Origin of the sequence: Kluyvera sp. CRP (genome assembly GCF_019930565.1) — a bacterium.
GTDB lineage: Bacteria > Pseudomonadota > Gammaproteobacteria > Enterobacterales > Enterobacteriaceae > Kluyvera > Kluyvera georgiana_A.
The window spans coordinates 3534049-3553680 of the sequence record NZ_CP082841.1 but is presented as its reverse complement, the minus strand read 5'-3'; the positions used below and the strand labels follow the sequence as shown (position 1 = coordinate 3553680).

Annotated in this window: 17 protein-coding genes; 11 read left to right on the top strand and 6 right to left on the bottom strand. The window is 53.6% G+C overall.

The features are described from left to right. Positions 1 to 88: 88 nt before the first annotated feature. The gene (locus tag K7B04_RS16850) at positions 89 to 874 is read right to left on the bottom strand and encodes a hypothetical protein (RefSeq protein WP_223802555.1); all 786 of its coding nucleotides are present in this window, start codon (positions 872 to 874) and stop codon (positions 89 to 91) included. Between the two features lie 436 nt (positions 875 to 1310). After that, on the bottom strand, positions 1311 to 2957 hold the full coding sequence (fumA, locus tag K7B04_RS16845) for a class I fumarate hydratase FumA (RefSeq protein ID WP_167575929.1): 1647 nt from the start codon (positions 2955 to 2957) through the stop codon (positions 1311 to 1313). Positions 2958 to 3156: 199 nt separating this feature from the next. Here fumA and manA point away from each other — a divergent pair, with 199 nt between their 5' ends. Next, positions 3157 to 4335, top strand: a complete 1179-nt coding sequence (manA, locus tag K7B04_RS16840) for a mannose-6-phosphate isomerase (protein WP_223802554.1) — start codon at positions 3157 to 3159, stop codon at positions 4333 to 4335. Between the two features lie 98 nt (positions 4336 to 4433). Further along, positions 4434 to 5945: a YdgA family protein gene (locus tag K7B04_RS16835; protein ID WP_167575931.1), complete on the top strand. Its 1512-nt coding sequence runs from the start codon at positions 4434 to 4436 to the stop codon at positions 5943 to 5945. Positions 5946 to 5991: 46 nt separating this feature from the next. On the opposite strand, the gene K7B04_RS16830 is transcribed toward K7B04_RS16835, so the two are convergent. Next, the gene (locus K7B04_RS16830; protein WP_167575932.1) at positions 5992 to 7020 is read right to left on the bottom strand and encodes a Mal regulon transcriptional regulator MalI; all 1029 of its coding nucleotides are present in this window, start codon (positions 7018 to 7020) and stop codon (positions 5992 to 5994) included. A gap of 176 nt (positions 7021 to 7196) precedes the next feature. On the opposite strand from K7B04_RS16830, the gene malX reads away from it, so the two are divergent. From malX to K7B04_RS16795, 7 genes are all read left to right on the top strand, one after another. Further along, entirely contained in the window at positions 7197 to 8789 is a 1593-nt protein-coding gene (gene malX / locus K7B04_RS16825; RefSeq protein ID WP_065356936.1) for a maltose/glucose-specific PTS transporter subunit IIBC, read from the top strand. A 66-nt stretch (positions 8790 to 8855) separates the two neighbouring features. Beyond that, entirely contained in the window at positions 8856 to 10028 is a 1173-nt protein-coding gene (locus K7B04_RS16820) for a MalY/PatB family protein (protein ID WP_223802553.1), read from the top strand. 293 nt (positions 10029 to 10321) lie between these two features. Further along, complete coding sequence (locus K7B04_RS16815; protein WP_223802552.1) at positions 10322 to 10696, top strand: spore coat U domain-containing protein; 375 nt, start codon at positions 10322 to 10324, stop codon at positions 10694 to 10696. 21 nt (positions 10697 to 10717) lie between these two features. Then, positions 10718 to 11434 (top strand): molecular chaperone, encoded by a 717-nt coding sequence (locus K7B04_RS16810; protein ID WP_223802551.1) that lies wholly within the window; start codon positions 10718 to 10720, stop codon positions 11432 to 11434. Then, positions 11400 to 13742 (top strand): fimbria/pilus outer membrane usher protein, encoded by a 2343-nt coding sequence (locus K7B04_RS16805; protein WP_223802550.1) that lies wholly within the window; start codon positions 11400 to 11402, stop codon positions 13740 to 13742. The genes K7B04_RS16810 and K7B04_RS16805 overlap by 35 nt, the downstream gene beginning before the upstream one ends. After that, the gene (locus K7B04_RS16800; protein ID WP_223802549.1) at positions 13733 to 14683 is read left to right on the top strand and encodes a spore coat U domain-containing protein; all 951 of its coding nucleotides are present in this window, start codon (positions 13733 to 13735) and stop codon (positions 14681 to 14683) included. The genes K7B04_RS16805 and K7B04_RS16800 overlap by 10 nt, the downstream gene beginning before the upstream one ends. Positions 14684 to 14783: 100 nt before the next feature. Next, a complete protein-coding gene (locus tag K7B04_RS16795; protein ID WP_223802548.1) occupies positions 14784 to 15362 on the top strand; it encodes a nucleotidyltransferase family protein in 579 nt (192 codons plus the stop codon). Between the two features lie 29 nt (positions 15363 to 15391). On the opposite strand, the gene K7B04_RS16790 is transcribed toward K7B04_RS16795, so the two are convergent. The 3 genes from K7B04_RS16790 to K7B04_RS16780 form a co-directional block, all read right to left on the bottom strand. After that, the gene (locus K7B04_RS16790) at positions 15392 to 16276 is read right to left on the bottom strand and encodes an HNH endonuclease (protein ID WP_223802547.1); all 885 of its coding nucleotides are present in this window, start codon (positions 16274 to 16276) and stop codon (positions 15392 to 15394) included. Between the two features lie 86 nt (positions 16277 to 16362). Beyond that, on the bottom strand, positions 16363 to 16896 hold the full coding sequence (locus K7B04_RS16785; protein WP_223802546.1) for a phospholipase D family protein: 534 nt from the start codon (positions 16894 to 16896) through the stop codon (positions 16363 to 16365). A gap of 31 nt (positions 16897 to 16927) precedes the next feature. Further along, the gene (locus K7B04_RS16780) at positions 16928 to 17698 is read right to left on the bottom strand and encodes a DeoR/GlpR family DNA-binding transcription regulator (RefSeq protein WP_223802545.1); all 771 of its coding nucleotides are present in this window, start codon (positions 17696 to 17698) and stop codon (positions 16928 to 16930) included. 217 nt (positions 17699 to 17915) lie between these two features. Here K7B04_RS16780 and K7B04_RS16775 point away from each other — a divergent pair, with 217 nt between their 5' ends. Both K7B04_RS16775 and add read left to right on the top strand, forming a co-directional pair. After that, positions 17916 to 18437, top strand: a complete 522-nt coding sequence (locus K7B04_RS16775) for a phosphoribosyltransferase family protein (RefSeq protein ID WP_167575939.1) — start codon at positions 17916 to 17918, stop codon at positions 18435 to 18437. A gap of 180 nt (positions 18438 to 18617) precedes the next feature. Continuing rightward, complete coding sequence (add, locus tag K7B04_RS16770) at positions 18618 to 19619, top strand: adenosine deaminase (protein WP_223802544.1); 1002 nt, start codon at positions 18618 to 18620, stop codon at positions 19617 to 19619. Positions 19620 to 19632: the final 13 nt, after the last annotated feature.

The following is a 19632-nucleotide window of genomic DNA, read 5'->3' as shown; positions in this document are numbered from 1 at the left end:
ACCAGGCATTTAGTTTCCCGGCCCACCTTTTCTCTCCCCGCTGCGTGGTGCGGTGAACTTAGCCCCTTACAGGGCGAGCATCATCGGTTCAGCCCGTGTATTTATCCTTCTTCTGAGCACTTTTAAATGCGATCTCCTTTGCTAACTCCAGCGTATTCGCTGGCATTTGCCATTTTCTATCATGTGCAAATTTGTGGTTATTGTCATTATCAAATCCAGCCAGTAGCGCTTTAGCGGCAAATTTTGAACAATTATGAGTTAAGACATTAAACTTATGATCCCCAAAGTTTTTAATATGATCCTCAATATTTTCAACATTCAGGTTCGGAAGGAATATCACATTCTCATCCTGGAGCATGTCATTCCAATTCGCCATCTCATTTAAAATATTACTCGCAAGTCCATACCGACCATTTTTAATATAACGCACCTCATTATCTTCACCCGAAACATTATACATACTAAACATACCATCACTATGATGTATAACAATTGCACTATGTGCGGATTTGTCGAAGCTCAGTAACGCAACATTATTATTTTTTTCAGTCAGTTTGTTAATAATTCGGTTAACCCTCTTATAGATAATATCCTCATCAATATTAACAGCATGTTTTCCTGTTTTAAATTCAGCAAACCAACACCTAATGCCACGAAAAAGTTTATGCGGCTTTACATTTTCGAATGAGTTAGAAAATGTAGAAGGCTTACGAGCGCCAGGAAAAACCGGTTCAACTGGTGTGTTTTCAACAATTTTTATTTTGCCAATAAAACTATCAGAGTTAATTTCACTTTTATTTCCTTTTTGCACAAGGTTATATGCTCCTCTGCTCCTATGAAAAAAAAGGTTAATACCTGAATTATTCAATTTCATGCTAATTATCTTTTATAAAAGGTTCAAAAAAGTTGGATAGTGCCAAACCCATATAAATAACCATTAATATATGCGTGCACAATATTTTATAACACGCGCTATCGTTTATGCATTGCAAAAAACAACCATATTTAAAAATTGTAATCTAACAACTAAATTCATTCACATAGCACGCAGCCCCTGGATAACACATGCAGTCCCCTTAACTGGTACTTTCATTATTTAACGCAGCTGCAGCACGGCCGTAAATGGCCGTACTCGATACACGCTTCCGGCAGCAGTACGCCAGGCGATATCTAAATCGCTACACGATGGATATGAGGGGTCGGCAGTTAGAGCTAGTTAAACCTGATATGTCATTGTGAACTGACATTGCCCAAGCAGGCTAAGATGATTATGGTACAAATAGAAACCGCCCCGAAGGGCGGTTAAAAGATTACTTCACGCAGCGGGCGCACTGTGACGCCTGAATCTGTTGGAAGAAGTCGTTGCCTTTATCGTCCACGAGGATAAACGCCGGGAAGTCTTCCACTTCGATTTTCCAGATCGCTTCCATCCCCAGTTCAGGATACTCCACGCACTCCAGACTCTTGATGCTGCTTTGCGCCAGCACCGCCGCCGGTCCGCCAATGCTGCCCAGATAGAAACCGCCATGCTTATGACAGGCGTCGGTTACCTGCTGGCTACGGTTACCTTTTGCCAGCATGATCATACTGCCGCCTTCAGACTGCAGTTGGTCAACATAGGAGTCCATACGCCCTGCCGTGGTCGGGCCGAGAGAGCCAGAAGCGTAGCCTTCCGGCGTCTTTGCCGGGCCCGCGTAGTAGATCGGGTGATCTTTAATGTACTGCGGCAGACCTTCGCCTTTGTCCATACGCTCTTTCAGCTTGGCGTGCGCAATATCGCGCCCCACGATAATCGTGCCGCTGAGCGACAGGCGCGTCGAGACCGGATACTGAGAAAGCTGCTTCAGGATCTCCTTCATCGGACGGTTGAGATCTACCTTCACCGCTTCGCCTTCACCGGCTTTACGCAGCGATTCCGGAATATACTTGCCTGGGTTGTTCTCCAGTTTTTCAATCCAGATACCGTGGCGGTTAATTTTGGCTTTGATATTACGGTCAGCCGAGCAGGAGACGCCCATCCCTACCGGACAAGAAGCGCCATGACGCGGCAGACGGATCACGCGAACGTCATGGGCGAAGTATTTTCCGCCGAACTGTGCGCCGAGGCCCAGATTCTGCGCTTCTTCCAGCAACTCTTTTTCGAGCTGCACATCGCGAAACGCCTGACCGTGCTCGTTACCTTCGGTCGGCAGGCCGTCATAGTATTTGGTCGAGGCCAGCTTGACGGTTTTCAGCGTCGCTTCAGCCGACGTACCGCCAATGACAAAGGCAATGTGGTACGGCGGGCAGGCCGCGGTGCCGAGAGTGCGCATCTTCTCAACCAGATAGCTTTTCAGCTTCGCTGGGGTGATTAGCGCTTTGGTTTCCTGATAAAGATAGGTTTTGTTCGCCGAGCCGCCGCCTTTAGCGATGCACAGGAATTTATATTCATCGCCATCCACGCTGTAGAGATCGATCTGCGCCGGCAGGTTGGTGCCGGTGTTGACCTCTTTGTACATATCCAGCGGCGCGTTCTGCGAGTAGCGCAGGTTGTCTTCGATAAAGGTATCGTAAACCCCGCGCGCCAGCGCCGCCTCATCACCGCCACCGGTCCACACGCGCTGCCCCTTTTTACCCATAATGATCGCGGTGCCGGTATCCTGACAGGTTGGCAGAATGCCTTTGGCCGCGATATCGGAGTTACGCAGGAACTGCAGCGCCACGTACTTGTCGTTTTCGCTGGCTTCCGGGTCGTTCAGGATATCCGCCACCTGCTGCTGGTGCGCTGGACGGAGCATGAAGGAGGCGTCATGGAAGGCGTGTTTGGCGAGAAGCGTCAGCGCTTGCGGGGCAACTTTGAGGACTTCCTGCCCTTCAAATTCTGCGACGGAAACGTAGTCGTTACTCAACAGATAATATTCGGTCTCGTCCTTTTTTAACGGAAAAGGATCCTGATAATAAAAAGGTTTATTCGACATTGTGCTCTCACTTACAGCTTTGATGATGTGGTGAAGGGCAGTCTTTCCATTTGCCCAGGTTAAAAGCGAGTTACCCTATCGTACACAATTTTTTAACAAAAACTGAGACTAGTACGACTTTTTATTTCTTGAGGATACGAGAGCGCATTTTTTTGCTTTAATACGTCGCAAAGAATCCACATTAAAACAGGGCTTGATAATGCAAAAACTCATCAACTCAGTGCAAAACTATGCCTGGGGCAGCAAAACTGCGTTAACGGAACTCTACGGAATGGCCAATCCTGACGATCTGCCGATGGCGGAACTGTGGATGGGCGCGCATCCCAAGAGCAGCTCAAAGATAACGGATAACGAAGGAACCGTACACTCGCTGCGTGATGTCATTGATGCCGACAAAACCGCGCTACTGGGCGACAAAGTCGCCGCCCGTTTTGACGAGCTTCCTTACCTGTTTAAAGTGCTGTGCGCCGCACAGCCGCTCTCCATTCAGGTGCATCCGAGCAAAGTGGCCGCGGAAGTGGGTTTTGCCAAAGAAAACGCTGCCGGTATCCCGCTGGATGCCGCCGAGCGTAACTACAAAGATCCCAATCACAAGCCGGAGCTGGTTTTTGCCCTGACGCCGTTCCTGGCGATGAACGCCTTCCGCGAATTTGCTGACATCGCCGCCCTGCTTACGCCGGTGGCTGAAGCCAACCCGATTATCGGCCAGTTTATCGCCGAACCAACCAGCGAGCGCCTCAGCGCCCTCTTCGCCGGCCTGCTAAATATGCAGGGAGAAGAAAAAGCCCACGCCCTGCGCGTGCTGCGTACCGCGCTGGAAACGCAACAGGGCGACGCCTGGGACGCCATCCGCTTGATTGCCGAGTTCTACCCGGACGATAGCGGCCTCTTCTCCCCGCTGCTGCTGAACATCGTCAAACTGAACCCAGGCGATGCGATGTTCCTGTTTGCCGAAACGCCGCACGCCTACCTGCGTGGCACCGGCCTTGAGGTAATGGCCAACTCCGACAACGTGCTGCGCGCCGGCCTGACGCCGAAGTACATTGATATTCCGGAGCTGGTCGCCAACGTCAAATTCACCGCCAAACCGGCGAACGAACTGCTCACCCAACCGACTCAGCACGGCGCCGAGCTGGATTTCCCGATTCCGGTCGATGATTTCGCGTTCTCCCTGCACGATTTGTCCGCAGAGCAAGCCAGCCTCGCTCAGGACGGCGCGGCGATTGTCTTCTGCGTGGAAGGTGAGTCGGTACTCAGTAAAAACGGTCAGCGTCTGGTGCTGAAACCGGGTGAATCCGCCTTTGTCGCAGCCAATGAGTCTCCCGTACAGGTGAGCGGCAGCGGTCGTTTAGCGCGTGTATATAATAAGTTAAAGTAAATACTGAAGTTTGCGGACAGGCTTGCTACTCTTTGGCATAGCCTTATGACTTAACCAGGCGGCCTTCCCGCCTGGTTTCATTTTTATGGACAAATACGATGAAAAAAACGCGGGTTGCTGCAGGTGTCATTATCGCTTTAGGGGTTATCTGGACGGCGGGCTCCTGGTACACGGGTAAACAGCTTGAATCACGTATCGCCGAAATGGTCGCGCAGGCGAACGCTCAGCTGAAGCTGACCGCGCCGGAAGCGGGACTGGAGCTGAGCTATCAGGATTACCAGCGCGGCGTGTTCAGCAGTCAGTTGAAAATGGTCGTCAAACCGCAGGCTGGCGCTAAAGACTCATGGCTGAAGCCGGGTCAGAGCGTGCTGCTGGACGAAAACGTCAGCCATGGTCCCTTCCCGCTGGCTTCGCTGAAATCCTTCAACCTGGTGCCTGCCATGGCCTCAGTCAACACGGTGCTGGTTAATAACGACGTCACCAAGCCGCTGTTTGATATCGCCAAAGGGCAATCGCCGTTTGATATCAACACCCGCATCAGCTACAACGGCGATACCGCATCCGCCATCTCACTCAAACCGCTGGATTACGAAAAAGAGACCGACAAGGTGACCTTTAGCGGCGGTGAATTCACGCTTTCCGCCGACAACCAGGGCAGTCTGGTGTCATTGACCGGCGAAGCCAAAAGCGGCCAGGTGAACGCGGTTAACGAATACGGTCAGAAAGTGCAGTTCACTTTCAACAATCTGAAAACTGACGGCTCCAGCAAACTGACCACCTTTGATGAGCGCATCGGCGACCAGACGCTGAGCGTTGAACGCCTGGCGATTGGTGTGGAAGGAAAAGATCTGGCCGAACTGAACGATATGCGTATCGCCGGCAAATCTGAGCTGACCGCCGATGGCAAAAAGATCAACAGCCAACTGGACTACTCGCTCAACAGCCTGAAGCTGCAAAATAAAGATTTCGGCAGCGGACAGCTGACGCTGAAAGTCGACGGTATCGACGGCGTAGCAATGCATCAGTTCAGCCAGCAGTACCAGGCGCAGACCCAGGCGCTGATGGCGCAGCCGGATCTGGCGCAAAACCCGGAGCTGTATCAGCAGAAAGCGGTCGACGCGCTATTCAGCTCGCTGCCGATTTTGCTGAAAGGCGACCCAGTTGTGACACTGTCACCGCTTAGCTGGAAAAATGCCAAAGGTGAGAGTTCGCTGAACCTGTCACTGGCGCTGAAAGACCCGTCTCAGGCCACCGGTGAAGCACAGACGCTGGCGCAGCAGCTCGATCGTGGCGTGAAATCGCTGGATGCCAAACTCAACATCCCTACCGGGATGGCCACCGAACTGATGACCCAGGTTGCACAGCTGGAAGGCTATCAGCAGGATGAAGCGGCGAAGCTTGCCAAACAGCAGGTACAGGGGCTGGCGGCAATGGGCCAGATGTTCCGCCTGACCACCACGCAGGATGACGCTATCACCAGCAGCCTGCAGTACGCCGATGGTCAGGTGACGCTGAACGGGCAGAAAATGCCGCTGGATGATTTTGTCGGTATGTTTGGTATTCCGACGCTGGCTGACCCGGAAGAACCGGCCGCCGCACCCGCGCCGTAACCGTCTCCCCACCATGAACGAAAGCCCCTCAATGAGGGGCTTTTTATTATTTTCGCGCCACCAGCCGCGGCGGCATAATCAGATTTCTCGCCGCCCCCTGGCCGGTATCAATACGTTGTAAAATCCGCTCGGCCACGCTGTGGCCCATTTCCCTGGCGGGTGTCGTCACCCAGGTCAAGGGGACGTCATCCAGCGCCGCCTCCGGCACGTCGGCAAACGCCGCCAGCGCCACACGCTGTTCAAAGTAGCTCTCGACGCTGTCTTCGCCACTTTGTTTACCTGCTCGCATCAGACCGAACCACGCGCCCATGGCGATCACGCTGTTGTAGCAAAGCACTGCCGAGATGGTCGGATTATGGCGAAGTAGCGCGGTTATCGCTTCCGCCGCCTGTTTCTGGCTGGACTCGCACTCCAGCACCCACTCGCTGTGAAACGGCAGACCGTACTTGATGAGCGTGGCACAGTAGCCGCCCACTCGTTCCGCTCGTGTGAGCGACGAACTTTGCCCGCCAAGCCAGGCAATACGTTGATGACCGCGACGAATCAGATGTTCAGTCACCAACTGCGCGGCCTGCATATTGTCCGGACGAATAATATCGACCTCGTCGAGGTAGCTCGCGCGCGAGGCAAATACCAGCGGCGTGGCGGTTTCTGCCGCTTTGGCCCGTAGCTCTGAAGCTTGATCCACCGACCCGGCGATCACCACGCCGTCAACACCCTGCGAAACCAGGGTTTCAAAGCGTTGCAGCATCTGCTCCCCACGTTTGCCACCCTGGGTTAAAAAAACCATTTTGCCCTGTGACTCAAGCGCAGCAGTCATCCCCGCCGTCAGTTCTGCGTAAAAAGGCGATGACAGGTCGCCAACAATCAGGCCAATCACTCCCGTCTGGCCGCCGCGTAGCGAGACCGCCTGGCGATTACGCACAAACCCTAGTTGATCAATGGCCTGATAAACCCGCTCGCCGGTTGCCGACGAAATTCGCCCCTTGCCGCTCAGAACCAGCGAAACGGTACTGACAGAAACCCCTGCCGCCAGCGCAACATCGTTAATGGTGACTTTCTTTGCAATCGCCATAGCTCCTGCGCGACTCCTTCTGCTTAAGCGATAAAACGTTTTATCAATGTATGTACTTTATAAACTGTATTATCACTTGCTTTTGTGATTTGTTTCTCACTAAAAAATGATAAAACGTTTTATCTTCCTTTCCCGTTACTCAAAAGAAACCCTTTTTCAGGATAAGGAGTCGCTTCATGACGGCGAAAACCGCACCAAAAGTCACCCTCTGGGAGTTCTTCCAGCAGCTTGGCAAAACCTTTATGCTGCCGGTCGCGCTGCTCTCCTTCTGTGGGATTATGCTCGGCATCGGCAGTTCGTTAAGCAGTCATGACGTGACGACGCTGCTGCCCTGGCTCGATACGCCGTTCCTGCAAGCGGTCTTTATCTGGATGAGCAAAGTTGGCTCGTTCGCCTTTAGCTTCCTGCCGGTGATGTTCTGTATTGCCATCCCGCTGGGTCTGGCGCGCGACAACAAAGGCGTTGCCGCCTTCGCCGGTTTTGTTGGCTACGCGGTCATGAACCTCGCCGTTAACTTCTGGCTGACGGCAAAAGGCATTCTGCCCACCACCGATGCGGCGATCCTGAAAGCCAATAACATTCAGAATATTATCGGTATTCAGTCCATCGACACCGGGATCCTTGGCGCGGTCATCTGCGGGATTATCGTGTGGATGCTGCATGAACGCTTCCACACTATCCGCCTGCCGGACGCGCTGGCCTTCTTCGGCGGCACCCGCTTCGTGCCGATTATCACCACCGTCGTGCTCGGTCTGGTTGGTCTGGTGATCCCGCTGGTATGGCCAATTTTCGCTATGGGCATCAACGCGCTGGGCCACGTAATCAACAGCGCCGGTGACTTCGGCCCGATGATTTTCGGTACCGGCGAACGTCTGCTGCTGCCGTTTGGCCTGCATCATATTCTGGTCGCGTTGATTCGCTTTACTGAAGCAGGCGGTACCATGGACGTCTGCGGCCACGACGTCAGCGGCGCGCTGACTATTTTCCAGGCGCAGCTGAGCTGCCCGACAACTCACGGCTTCTCAGAAAGCGCCACTCGCTTCTTATCGCAGGGTAAAATGCCGGCCTTCCTCGGCGGTCTGCCGGGCGCTGCGCTGGCGATGTACCACTGCGCGCGTCCGGAAAATCGTCATAAAATTAAAGGCCTGCTGATTTCCGGTGTGATTGCCTGCGTGGTTGGCGGCACCACCGAGCCACTCGAATTCCTGTTCTTATTCGTGGCGCCGGTGCTGTATGTGATTCACGCGCTGCTGACCGGTCTGGGCTTCACCATGATGGCGATTCTGGGCGTAACCATCGGCAATACTGACGGCAATATCATCGACTTCGTGGTGTTCGGCATCCTGCACGGTCTGTCCACCAAGTGGTATCTGGTGCCGGTGGTGGCCGCGGTCTGGTTCGCCGTGTACTACGCGATTTTCCGCTTCGCTATCGTGCGCTTCAATATCAAAACCCCGGGCCGCGACATCGATACCGCACCAGCTGCTGAGCACACCACCAGCGGTGCAACCGGTAAATCGGGCTACAACGTCCCGGCTATCCTGGCGGCGCTGGGCGGTGCGGAGAACATCGTGTCCCTCGACAACTGCATCACCCGTCTGCGTCTGTCGGTAAGCGATATGGATAAAGTGGATGTCGATACACTGAAGGCTAACCGCGCCATTGGCGTGGTCAAACTCAACCAGCATAACCTCCAGGTCGTTATTGGGCCGCAGGTACAGTCGGTTAAGGATGAAATGTCGGTATTGATGAATACCGTACAGGCTTAAACCCCTTTGCCCCCGTTCATAACGGGGGCAAAATATCTCACCTCTTTTCTTCGTTAGGATCCTCACATGTTTGATTTCTCGACGGTGATTGACCGGCATGGTACCTGGTGTACGCAGTGGGATTATGTGGCCGACCGTTTTGGCGACGCCGATCTGCTGCCCTTTACCATTTCGGATATGGATTTTGCCACCGCGCCCTGTATCCTCGATGCCCTGAGCGCACGTTTATCCCACGGCGTATTTGGCTACAGCCGCTGGAAAAATGACGCCTTCCTGCCCGCCATTGCCCACTGGTACGCTCATCGTTTTCACAGCGCCATCAACACGGATAGCATCGTCTACGGGCCCTCTGTTATCTATATGGTGGCCGAGATGATCCGCCAGTGGTCAGCTCCCGGTGACGGTATCGTGGTGCATACGCCTGCCTATGACGCTTTCTTTAAGACCATCGAGGGCAACCAGCGTCAGGTGGTCGGCGTCGCGCTGGAGCAGCGTGAGGGTGAATGGTTCTGTGATATGGCGAAGCTGGAGGCTGCGCTGGCTAAACCGCATAACCGCGTGTTACTGCTGTGCAGCCCACAAAATCCGACCGGCAAAGTCTGGACCCGCGAAGAGCTGCAAACGATGGCCACGCTTTGCGCAAAACATAACGTGCGGGTGATCAGCGATGAAATCCATATGGACATGACCTGGAACGGTCATCAGCACATTCCGTGGTGTGATGTGGCGCAAGGGCCGTGGGCGCTGTTCACATCGGGCTCGAAAAGCTTCAATATCCCGGCCTTTACCGGTGCATACGGGCTGATTGACGACGAAAGCACTCGCAATGATTACCTCAACGCTCTGAAAAGTCGCGATGGCCTCTCCTCGCCGTCTGTACCGGCGCTGGTCGCCCATATTGCCGCCTATGAGCAGGGTGAGCCGTGGCTGGACGCGCTACGCGACTATCTGCAGGAGAATATGCGTTACATTCAGCAGACGCTGAACGCCGCCTTCCCTGAGCTACAATGGCGCATGCCGCAAGCCACCTATCTGGCGTGGATCGACCTACGTCCGCTACACATCGACGACCGTCAGCTTCAGGAAGTCCTCATCAAACAGCAAAAAGTGGCGATCATGCCCGGCTACACCTATGGCGAGGAAGGCAACGGCTTTATCCGCCTGAATGCTGGCTGCCCGCGCGTGAAACTCGAGCAAGGCGTTGAACGTCTGATTGCCGCCATTCATACCCTGCGCTAACCCTTATTGCGCAACGTCGCCCGGCGTTGCGCAGCGTTAATGCATGAGATCTCAGTTGTTAATATCAGATCTTGTTATTCACATCGCTTAGACATAGCACGATTACTCAATCTCAGAAAATTCTTAATCACTATTCTCCGCCCCCCGTAGTTTCAAGTAAGAAATATTAATAGATCTTTTTAGAGAGCCTTAAAGTGATTAACCGTCAAGCCACTGCATTAACGTTGACTGCGATTAGCATTTTATTTTCATCTGCAGCATTCGCAGATACCACGGAAACGGCAACCGCCGATATGCATGTCTCCCTTACCGTCGAAAAATCCTGCCAGATTAGCGTAGGTGATATGGATTTTGGTTCGCACCCCAGTGATACGGGGCAATTAACGGTGACAAGTCAGGCCAGCGTGACCTGTACCAATGGCACGGAATATCAGCTCAGCAGCGCCAGCGACCATACCTACGAGATGGCAAACGACAATGGCGATACCGTGGCCTACACCATCTACGGGGATACTTCCGGTAGCGATCTATCCAAAACACCTGTCGATAATATTGGCACCGGTTCCATTCAGACGATCCCTATTTATGGTCGCGTCACCGCCGATGCCCTGGCTCAGGCGCCTGCAGGCAACTATTCCGACACCGTCACATTGACTGTCGCTTACTAACCACAACCGAAGGGGAAGCCTGTGAAGCGTTTACTCTCTGGCGCGGCGATCGTTGCATCCTGCGCGCTGTTTACCTTGCCTTCAGCGGCGGCCACCCTTCAGGTTTATCCGGTCAACATCGGCTTTTGCGCGGGTGAAACCGCGCAGGCCGTTTACGTAAAGAACACAGGTAGCGCGGCAATTGGCGCGCAGATCCGCGCCTACGCCTGGCATCAGCAGAATAATAAAGAAGTCCTTAGCGACACCGGGGATCTGCTGGTCAGCCCGCCAATGACCAATATCCCTGCGGGCCGCCAGCAGTTGATTCGCGTCATTCTTCCCGCCCCGCTTAGCGGCAGTGACGAACGCGCCTACCGACTGGTGATCGACGAACTTCCTGGCGCCAACAATATGGCCCCCAAGGATGGCGTGCGCTTTTTACTGCGCTACTCCATCCCGGTATTCGTCAACTGCAAACCACAGCCACCCAACCCGCAGGACCTCGAATTTACCCTCGACCGTTCGACCCGCCCGGTCATGCTCAAGGTGCGTAATAACGGCTCGCAGCACAGTAAACTCGGCAATATTACCCTGCTCACAGGCGGCCGTAGCCAGGTGATGAGTCAAGGGTTATTGGGGTATGTATTGCCCCACAGTGAAAAGGAATGGCCTTTACCTGACGGAATCAGCAGTGCGTCATCCCTGTCACTTAATTTGAACGATAATGAGCAAAAACAGACCTTCTCGCTTACGCCTTAAAACCCTTCCACTATGGTTTATGGTCTGTTTTTACGCCCACGCCGCCGACAAGGAAACGCTCTACCTGACCGCGTTTGTTAACGGGCAAGCCATCAAAGGTTTTGTAAAGGCCAGATATATTGATAATAAGCTGTTTATTGCCGCCAGTGACGCCCGTAAGTTAGACATCAAAACCGCGTCGCTTCCAGAACAGAAAGGCTACGTCGATTTCAGTTCGCAGGACGGGCTGAACGTTACGTTCGATAATCTGAGCCAAAGCGTCAATATCGCCGCCAGCCAAAACTGGCTTGGTCGTGATAGCCTGCTGACTAACCACAACGGTTCGCATCTGCTGCACGCCGCCCAATTGTCGCCGGAAGTGCGCGGTCTGGCGCTGAACTACAACGTGTTCACCAGTCATGAGAACGGCGAGCAGGATGCTTCGCTGTTCAGCGAGTTTCGCACCTTTGGCCTTGGCCCCGGGTTCTTCTCGACGTCAATGAACACCCAGGCTTCCTCAGCGAGCGAGAGCACCAACAGCGGCACCCAACGGTTGATGAGCAGCTGGAATTACCAGAACGTCGACAAATTGTTTTCCATGACGCTCGGCGACAGCTTTACCTCAACTCAAAGCTGGACCCATAGCGTACGCTTCGGCGGGATTAGCCTGGCCCACAACTACGCCACGCAGCCTAACTTCAGCACCTCATCGCAGGACATTCTGACCGATAGCGTTACCCTGCCGTCGACCGTCGATCTGTACGTTCGCGGCATCAAAACCGCCTCGCAAAAGGTAGAACCCGGCCAGTTCACCCTCAATACCGCCCCCATTTTTACCGGCGATGAAGGGGCGCAAGTGGTGATTACCGATATCAATGGCCAGCAGAGAGTCGTCAATCTCGACCTGTATGGCGCGACGCAGTTGCTGTCGGCCGGCCTGACGACCTGGGGCGTCAGCGCGGGATGGGTCAGAAAAGATTATACGGAGCGTTCCTTCAGTTACGACAACCAGTTAGTCGGGGTCGGCGACTGGCGCTATGGCTTGAGTAACAGGGCGACGCTGGAAGCTCACGCGGAACAGAGCGCAGCGTTACACAACCAGGGACTCGGCTGGGATTACCTGTTGGCCCCCAGGCTGGGAGTAATTCACGCGAATGTGGCAAGCGGTCATTATCATCACGACGGCGGGCGTCAATGGGGCGCGGGCTGGCAGTGGAACAACCGCCGATTCAATCTGTCGCTCGACCATTCGCAGGCCGATAGCGGCTTTCGCGATATTTCATCTCTCGCAGATAACAGCCTTACCACCCGTGAAGATTCCGCGTTTGCCAGTGTCACCTTCGAGGCAATCGGTACCTTCGGTATGAGCTGGGTACAGCAAAATTACTGCGATTCCTCAGCGCAGTATCTTGGCTTATCGTGGTCGAAAAGCCTCACCCAACAGATCAGCCTCTCCTCCAGCATCACCGAAGAAGTGGGCGACGAGCGTAATACCACGGTCTATCTGAATTTCAGTATGCCGCTCAATCAGCGTAAAGATTATCTTTCACTGCAGAACAGCCACGATAACGATGGAAATGCCCTTCAAGCCAGTCTTTCACGTTCGCTGGATTCGAACCAACCGGGGTGGGGCTGGAACCTGTCGGCGCAAAACGGTAAAAACAGTGATGTGCATACCAGCCTGCAACGGCGTACTCGCTGGAGTGACATCGCGCTGGGTATGAATCAACAAACTCACGATAACGCGCTTTATGGTTCACTCTCCGGCGCGTTAGGCCTGTTTTCCGGTAATTTCTACGCCACCCGCGTTCTGGGTAGCGCATTTGCCATCGTCGACACGGCAAGCGTCCCCCACGTCCCGGTGTATCTTGAACATCGCCCGGTGGGTCATACGGATAAAAACGGCAAGCTGTTCCTGAATAATCTCAATCCCTATCAGGAAAATCGAATTGATATCGATGCACTGGGTCTGGAGGAAGATTATCGCGCGCTCTACACCGAAGAAGTGGTGATCCCACAAACCGGCCGCGGCGCCCTCGCGCGGTTCAGCATCTATAAAACGCAGGCAGTCCTGCTGACGGTGACCTTGCCCGATGGAAAAAACGTACCGTTTTCTGCCCAGGTTAACGTCGCCGATAGTCACGGCCAGAAGCCCGCGCGCGGAACCCAACAGACGATCGCCGGTTACGACGGCAAAATCTATCTTGAAGATCCTCCGGCAGGCGGCAGACTGAAGGTGCAATGGGCATCCTCTTCCTGCAGCGTGACGCTGCCGCAAAAATTCCGTCCAACTCGCTCACTGGAGACGCTCAACGCACGATGTCTATAAATCGCCTTCTCGGGCTAACCGCCCTATTATTCACGTTGATGTTAACCTTAAGCCCTGGCGCGAGGGCGGCAAACTGCTGGAACGGCAGCCCGGCGGGGTTAAGTTTTGGCACCGTCACGCCCGGACAGAGTAGCGCCACCAGCACTAAGCTCCCTTTTACCTGCAATAACTATGACGGCCACACCGAGTTTGTTCGCGCCTGCCTGAAGCTGATGGCCAACGACCCAATTCCGATGAGCCAGAATGAGCCGTCAACCACACCGCTCTATTTCTCGCTGTATTCGCTTTATGATCTCCATCATCCGCTCAGCCAGAACAGCGACGTCTATGCCCAGATTGACCTTGAGCTGGCCTCGGGGCAAGCCAACGTCGAGCACGACATCCCGTTGATTGGCAAAATCAACGCCGGGCAAAACAACGTCAGCGCGGGCAATTATTATGATTACGCCACTAGCGTGCAGATAAGCTATGCCTCGGCGTCATCTATGCAGTCTCTCCCTTCATGCAGCGGGCTCTCCGGCACCACCGTGACCGATCAAATCAGCGCTACCGCCACGGTCAAAAACGGCTGCGAGATACTGAACGTTGATGATATGGACTTCGGCAATAAAAGTCCGGTTCAGGGCAACCAGCTTCAGGCGGATGCGACGGCCAGCATAGCTATCCAGTGCCCTACCGGCACTAGCTATGCGGTGAGCATCGGCGAGGGTTTACACCCGGACGGCAGCCAGCGTCAGCTCTGCAATAACGGAGAATGTCTCCGCTACGATCTTTACCAGGACGCCGCCCATACCACGATCTGGACACCAAGCCGCCCGCAAAAGCAGTTCGCCAGCGACGGGCAGGCGCAGCAGATGGTAGTTTATGGCGAAGTACCTGCGCAGCAATGGCCCTCGGCGGGGGTTTATACCGACACGGTGGTGGTGACATTGAGTTACTAAACCGGTGATATCGCCGCTGACGCGCGGCGAAAAGTCTGCTTTCTCCTTCCCGTTTTCCGCGTAATATGGAGCTCGCTCCTCATCGAGAAAACGCCGGCCCATGAACTATTCGCCAACGCTGCAGACCTTAATTCTGAACGACGCCTTGAGAATGGAGGCGCTACTCGCCCTTCGTCATCTTCATCTCCCCGACGGCTGGATTGGGGCCGGATTTGTGCGCGACGCCGTTTGGGCATATCGGCATAAACATCCACGGTCTCCTGTGCCTGCGGACGTGGATGTGGTCTGGTTCGATGATAAGCAACTCTCTGAAGGGCAGGATCGCGCGTTTGAGACGGCCCTGAAGCGGCTTAACCCCGCCTTTAACTGGTCGGTAAAAAACCAGGCGCGAATGCACCGGCGCAACGGCGACGCCCCCTACCGCTCAACGGAGGATGCGCTACGTTTCTGGCCCGAGACTGCGACCGCGGTAGCCGTAAGGCTAACGGATGACTATCGTCTGGAGACGATAGCGCCCTATGGGCTCGAGGACCTGTTTGAACTGCGGCTACGACCAACGCCGCGCTTTGAACATGAAAAACAGGCAATATTCTGGCAGCGAGTTGCGAAGAAGCGGTGGCTGACAAGGTATCCTTTGTTACGGATTATTGAGGAGCCACCTCGCCATCAAACAAAATGAAACCCGCACAGAGCGGGTTTACATAATAATTACTCATCCCGACCGATAAACAGATTATCGCGATGCCAGGCGAGATAAGGAATGTTCTCTGCTTTGGGCTGAATACCCATCGTATCATTACATCCTAATACAATGCGGGCCGTTTCCGGTAAGCGCGGAGAGATTAATATGCCTCCATCATCCTTGAATGAAATCAGGCCTTTATCAAATAAGATGTCCAGATTAGGGACAAGAAGCAGGCCATTATACACATCCAACCGTTCCTCATTGGAGGACACGGACCAAGGTTTAATATGAGAGGCGCGCAATGCGGGAATATAGTCACAGCCCGATACACTGCATCCTTGCCATAAGTTAATTAGCCCCGTGCGAAAATCGCCCTGACCGACTCTTGCCAGAACAACCTGCTCGCGCTCTGTCTCCCCCAGTTCCCCGGCGGTCTGCACGTCATGCATAGCCATCTCTTCCAGCAGCGTGTTTAAATCAGCAAAGTCAGGCGACAACCAGTATTTTCTCTCAACACCAAACGTCCCCTTGTTCGATGGCGCAATACCATTTGCAACGCAGAACTGGCGGTAATATTTGTCCAGCAGCGCGTTAGGCGTTGGATTCTGACCAAGTATGGCGTTGATGGCCTTGTTAGTTACCCGACCATCACGCGTCGCATTCTCTTTATGGCTGACAAGCGTATTGCCAACATAGCCAATAAAGCGTGACGGTGCAAAAGCCACCCCTTTTGCTGAGCGGTACAACATAAAACAAGTTCCGCGTTGAATCAGCAGCCGGTACTCTTCTAACTTCGCGCCGGTGGATACACGCCCCCGTTCAAGCTCGGCAATGTTTAATTTAATTTGTTCAATACCGTGCACCAGCTGCATATTCTTTCGTTGCTCCATTAAGATAATAAAAACCATACAGCGATTAATATCGACTAACTTGCAGTTATTCTTAAATTAAAATGGAAGAAAGAGCGTCGAATCATCGCGCTGTTGACGCGTAGTTAAGACTGTTGCTTTGGTGATGTGCTGTGATACGGCTCGGATAACGCCCAGCGCGAAGCAAAATGCGCCTGATACTGCTGCACTATCTTTGGCGCATTTTTGATGATCAGGACATTCTCACTATTATCAACTTCCGCAGACCGGGCATAATTAAAAGACCCGGTTTCCAGCGTCGTGCCATCAATAATCATCAGCTTGTCGTGCTGAATATGATAATGACCGTCGACGCGAAGCGCGATTCCATGGTTAACCATATCGCGCATGGCGGCTTGCGAAACTCGTCCCGAATTACGGCGTCGGTCGACCACTATTTCAACCTTTACGCCTCTGTGCTGCGCTGCATCCAGCGCTGCCACAATGTCCTTAGCCTGGAAGGCGTAGGCCATCATCTTAATGGAGATATGCGCATCGGTGATGGCCTTGATGACCAGCTTACGCGCGCCGCCATCCGGCGAAAAACCCGCTTCAATGGAAGGCGCGGCATGCGCAGAACTCAGCATCACGAGGAATAAAAGAGCCCGTTTTTTTATCATCAGAGAAGCAGCCTATTGTCGCCATATCACGCTAAACGGCGTGAATTTGAATATCATATTCACGGAAAGCGTCGGCATATTGTTTACTCACGCTCTCCTCAACCACCAGAATATCAATCTGATGGCTTTCTGCGACAATATAGCGCGCGACGGCGGGAATTTTGTTGGACGTTAAACCCACGATAATCTCGCTGCACTGCGCGATAACCGCTTTTTTAAATTCACAATCAGCATAGTCAAAGCCGGTCAGGCCCGACTCTGGCGCCATGGCACAGCCGCCGATAAAGCCCTGATCGAAAAGAATATCCTTCAGTTGCGCCAGTGCCGGGGCGCCTACGCAGCCACCGGACGTGCGCTGCACGCCACCACCCAGCATAATCACTTCACACAGCGGCTTTTTAAGCAGCGCGGTGGCGATTTCCGGCGAGTTGGTGACGACCGTCAGCGTGACGGTTGACGGCAGCGCTTCAGCCATCGCCAGATTGGTTGTCCCGGAATCAATAAAGACGCAGCCGTTAGGTTTGACGAGTTGTGCACATTTCTGCGCGATTATGCTTTTTGCGTCCGTTTCCTTCGTTTTTCGCTCGACGAAATGCCCCGCATCAGGCAACGTCGCGACAGCGCCGCCATAAACCTTTTTACAGATACCCTCTTTGCTAAGCCCATGTAAATCACGGCGAATAGTATGTTCAGACACGCCTAATTGCGCGGCTAACTCCACGCAAACCACCCTACCTTTCTCGGCGAGAATCTGGCGAATCCGGGCTTGCCGTTGATCCGGGAAAACTGCATAATCGAGCAAGACAACTCCTTGACACATTAAAACGAGCAACAAGCATCATGATCGTGCAATCCTGAGACCGCTGTCAACCTCCTGTTATTGCGATTAGAGTGCCACCATGCAATCTGCCCAGGATATCAGTCACGATCGGTTCTTTCAGGGTCATAAACGATAAAGTGATTAAGGTGGGTTAATTCAACTCAATAACCGCCTTTAATAAACGAAAACGGGTCTTACTATGAACACTCACACTATTGGCGATATCATTCTCGACGAAGCGAGTATTGCGGCGGGCGTGCGTAATGTCGCCGCACAGCTCAGCCAGGATTACACTGATGCCGTGGTCATTACCGTGGTTCCGGGCGGGATTCTCTATACGGCGGATCTGACAAGACAGCTCCATTTTGACATTAACATGGATTATATCTCCTGCCCGCACACACCCGGCGAACGCAATAACAGTTCGGCTATCGTTTATCACCAGAACATTCAGATTGAGAACCGCCACGTCATTCTTATCGATGATGCAATCGAATCTGGCGGCACAATGAAGCGCCTTGTTGAATATATCCAGGACAATTTTCGTCCGGCTTCTGTTGCCGTGGCCGTCCTGTTCGTCAAACCGGGCCGCGTGACCATTCCGGCAAAATTGTACTATGCCTATGAAATGGAAAATGACGATCTGCTGGTGGGCTATGGGATGCCATGGGAAGATAAATACCGCAACCGGCCGAATGTGGCAAAACTCATCACGGAATAAAAGAGAGACAGGGCATTACCGTGCGAGCGGTTTGGCAACCATCAGGAGACACAATAAACTGCGGCAAATCTCCTGATCGTTTCGCTAATGCCCTGTTACGTGAGTTTTTTTCGATACTTTTAATCGGTTATAGCCCTATGGTATAATGATTTGCACTTTAACTAAAATAAGAGTGCTGCCATGATCGATACCAACCTGCCTTTAACTGACGTTCACCGCCACCTTGACGGTAATATTCGCGCCCAAACCATCCTCGATCTCGGCCGCCAGTTTAATCTGTCGCTGCCTGCCTCTACGCTGGAAACGCTGCTGCCGCACGTGCAGGTCACCAGCAATGAACCGGATCTCGTGAGCTTCCTCAGCAAGCTTGATTGGGGGGTTAAGGTGCTGGCTTCTTTAGAGGCCTGTCGTCGCGTTGCTTATGAAAACGTGGAAGATGCGGCGCGTAATGGCCTGCACTACGTTGAGCTGCGTTTCTCCCCACGCTATATGGCGATGACTCACCAGTTACCGGTAGACGGCGTGGTAGAAGCCGTGATTGCCGGGGTAAAAGAAGGTTGCAAGGCGTTTAATGTTGAAGCGCGTCTGATTGGCATTATGAGCCGCACATTCGGCGAGGCGGCCTGTGAAGAAGAACTGAACGCCCTGCTGGCGCACCGCGATGGCATTACCGCACTCGACCTGGCCGGGGATGAGCTCGGCTTCCCTGGCACTCTGTTCCTCGACCACTTCACGCGCGCGCGCGATGCTGGCTGGCGCATTACCGTCCATGCCGGTGAAGCTGCCGGCCCGGAAAGTATCTGGCAGGCCATTCGTGAGCTTGGCGCGGAGCGCATTGGTCACGGCGTCAAAGCGGTTGAAGATCCGGCGTTGATGGATTTCCTCGCGGAAAAACGCATCGGCATTGAATCCTGTCTGACCTCCAATATTCAGACCAGTACCGTCGCGTCGCTGGCGCAGCATCCTCTGAAAACCTTCCTCGAACATGGGGTACTGGCCAGCCTGAATACCGACGACCCGGCCGTACAAGGGATTGATATTCAACACGAATACCGTGTCGCCGCTCCCGCCGCGGGTTTAACTCCTGCGCAGATTCGTCAGGCGCAGATTAACGGCCTGGAAATGGCATTCCTGTCGGCGGGCGAAAAGCAGGCGCTCATCGCCCGCGTCCAACGCGGATAAAAAGCATCCCGGT

What these genes read in the sequence shown, in the direction of transcription:
- K7B04_RS16850 (WP_223802555.1), bottom strand. Translation starts at nt 874, where the DNA reads ATGAAATTGAATAATTCAGGTATTAACCTTTTTTTTCATAGGAGCAGA.
- fumA (WP_167575929.1), bottom strand. Translation starts at nt 2,957, where the DNA reads ATGTCGAATAAACCTTTTTATTATCAGGATCCTTTTCCGTTAAAAAAG.
- manA (WP_223802554.1), top strand. Translation starts at nt 3,157, where the DNA reads ATGCAAAAACTCATCAACTCAGTGCAAAACTATGCCTGGGGCAGCAAA.
- K7B04_RS16835 (WP_167575931.1), top strand. Translation starts at nt 4,434, where the DNA reads ATGAAAAAAACGCGGGTTGCTGCAGGTGTCATTATCGCTTTAGGGGTT.
- K7B04_RS16830 (WP_167575932.1), bottom strand. Translation starts at nt 7,020, where the DNA reads ATGGCGATTGCAAAGAAAGTCACCATTAACGATGTTGCGCTGGCGGCA.
- malX (WP_065356936.1), top strand. Translation starts at nt 7,197, where the DNA reads ATGACGGCGAAAACCGCACCAAAAGTCACCCTCTGGGAGTTCTTCCAG.
- K7B04_RS16820 (WP_223802553.1), top strand. Translation starts at nt 8,856, where the DNA reads ATGTTTGATTTCTCGACGGTGATTGACCGGCATGGTACCTGGTGTACG.
- K7B04_RS16815 (WP_223802552.1), top strand. Translation starts at nt 10,322, where the DNA reads ATGCATGTCTCCCTTACCGTCGAAAAATCCTGCCAGATTAGCGTAGGT.
- K7B04_RS16805 (WP_223802550.1), top strand. Translation starts at nt 11,400, where the DNA reads ATGAGCAAAAACAGACCTTCTCGCTTACGCCTTAAAACCCTTCCACTA.
- K7B04_RS16800 (WP_223802549.1), top strand. Translation starts at nt 13,733, where the DNA reads ATGTCTATAAATCGCCTTCTCGGGCTAACCGCCCTATTATTCACGTTG.
- K7B04_RS16795 (WP_223802548.1), top strand. Translation starts at nt 14,784, where the DNA reads ATGAACTATTCGCCAACGCTGCAGACCTTAATTCTGAACGACGCCTTG.
- K7B04_RS16790 (WP_223802547.1), bottom strand. Translation starts at nt 16,276, where the DNA reads ATGGTTTTTATTATCTTAATGGAGCAACGAAAGAATATGCAGCTGGTG.
- K7B04_RS16785 (WP_223802546.1), bottom strand. Translation starts at nt 16,896, where the DNA reads ATGATAAAAAAACGGGCTCTTTTATTCCTCGTGATGCTGAGTTCTGCG.
- K7B04_RS16775 (WP_167575939.1), top strand. Translation starts at nt 17,916, where the DNA reads ATGAACACTCACACTATTGGCGATATCATTCTCGACGAAGCGAGTATT.
- add (WP_223802544.1), top strand. Translation starts at nt 18,618, where the DNA reads ATGATCGATACCAACCTGCCTTTAACTGACGTTCACCGCCACCTTGAC.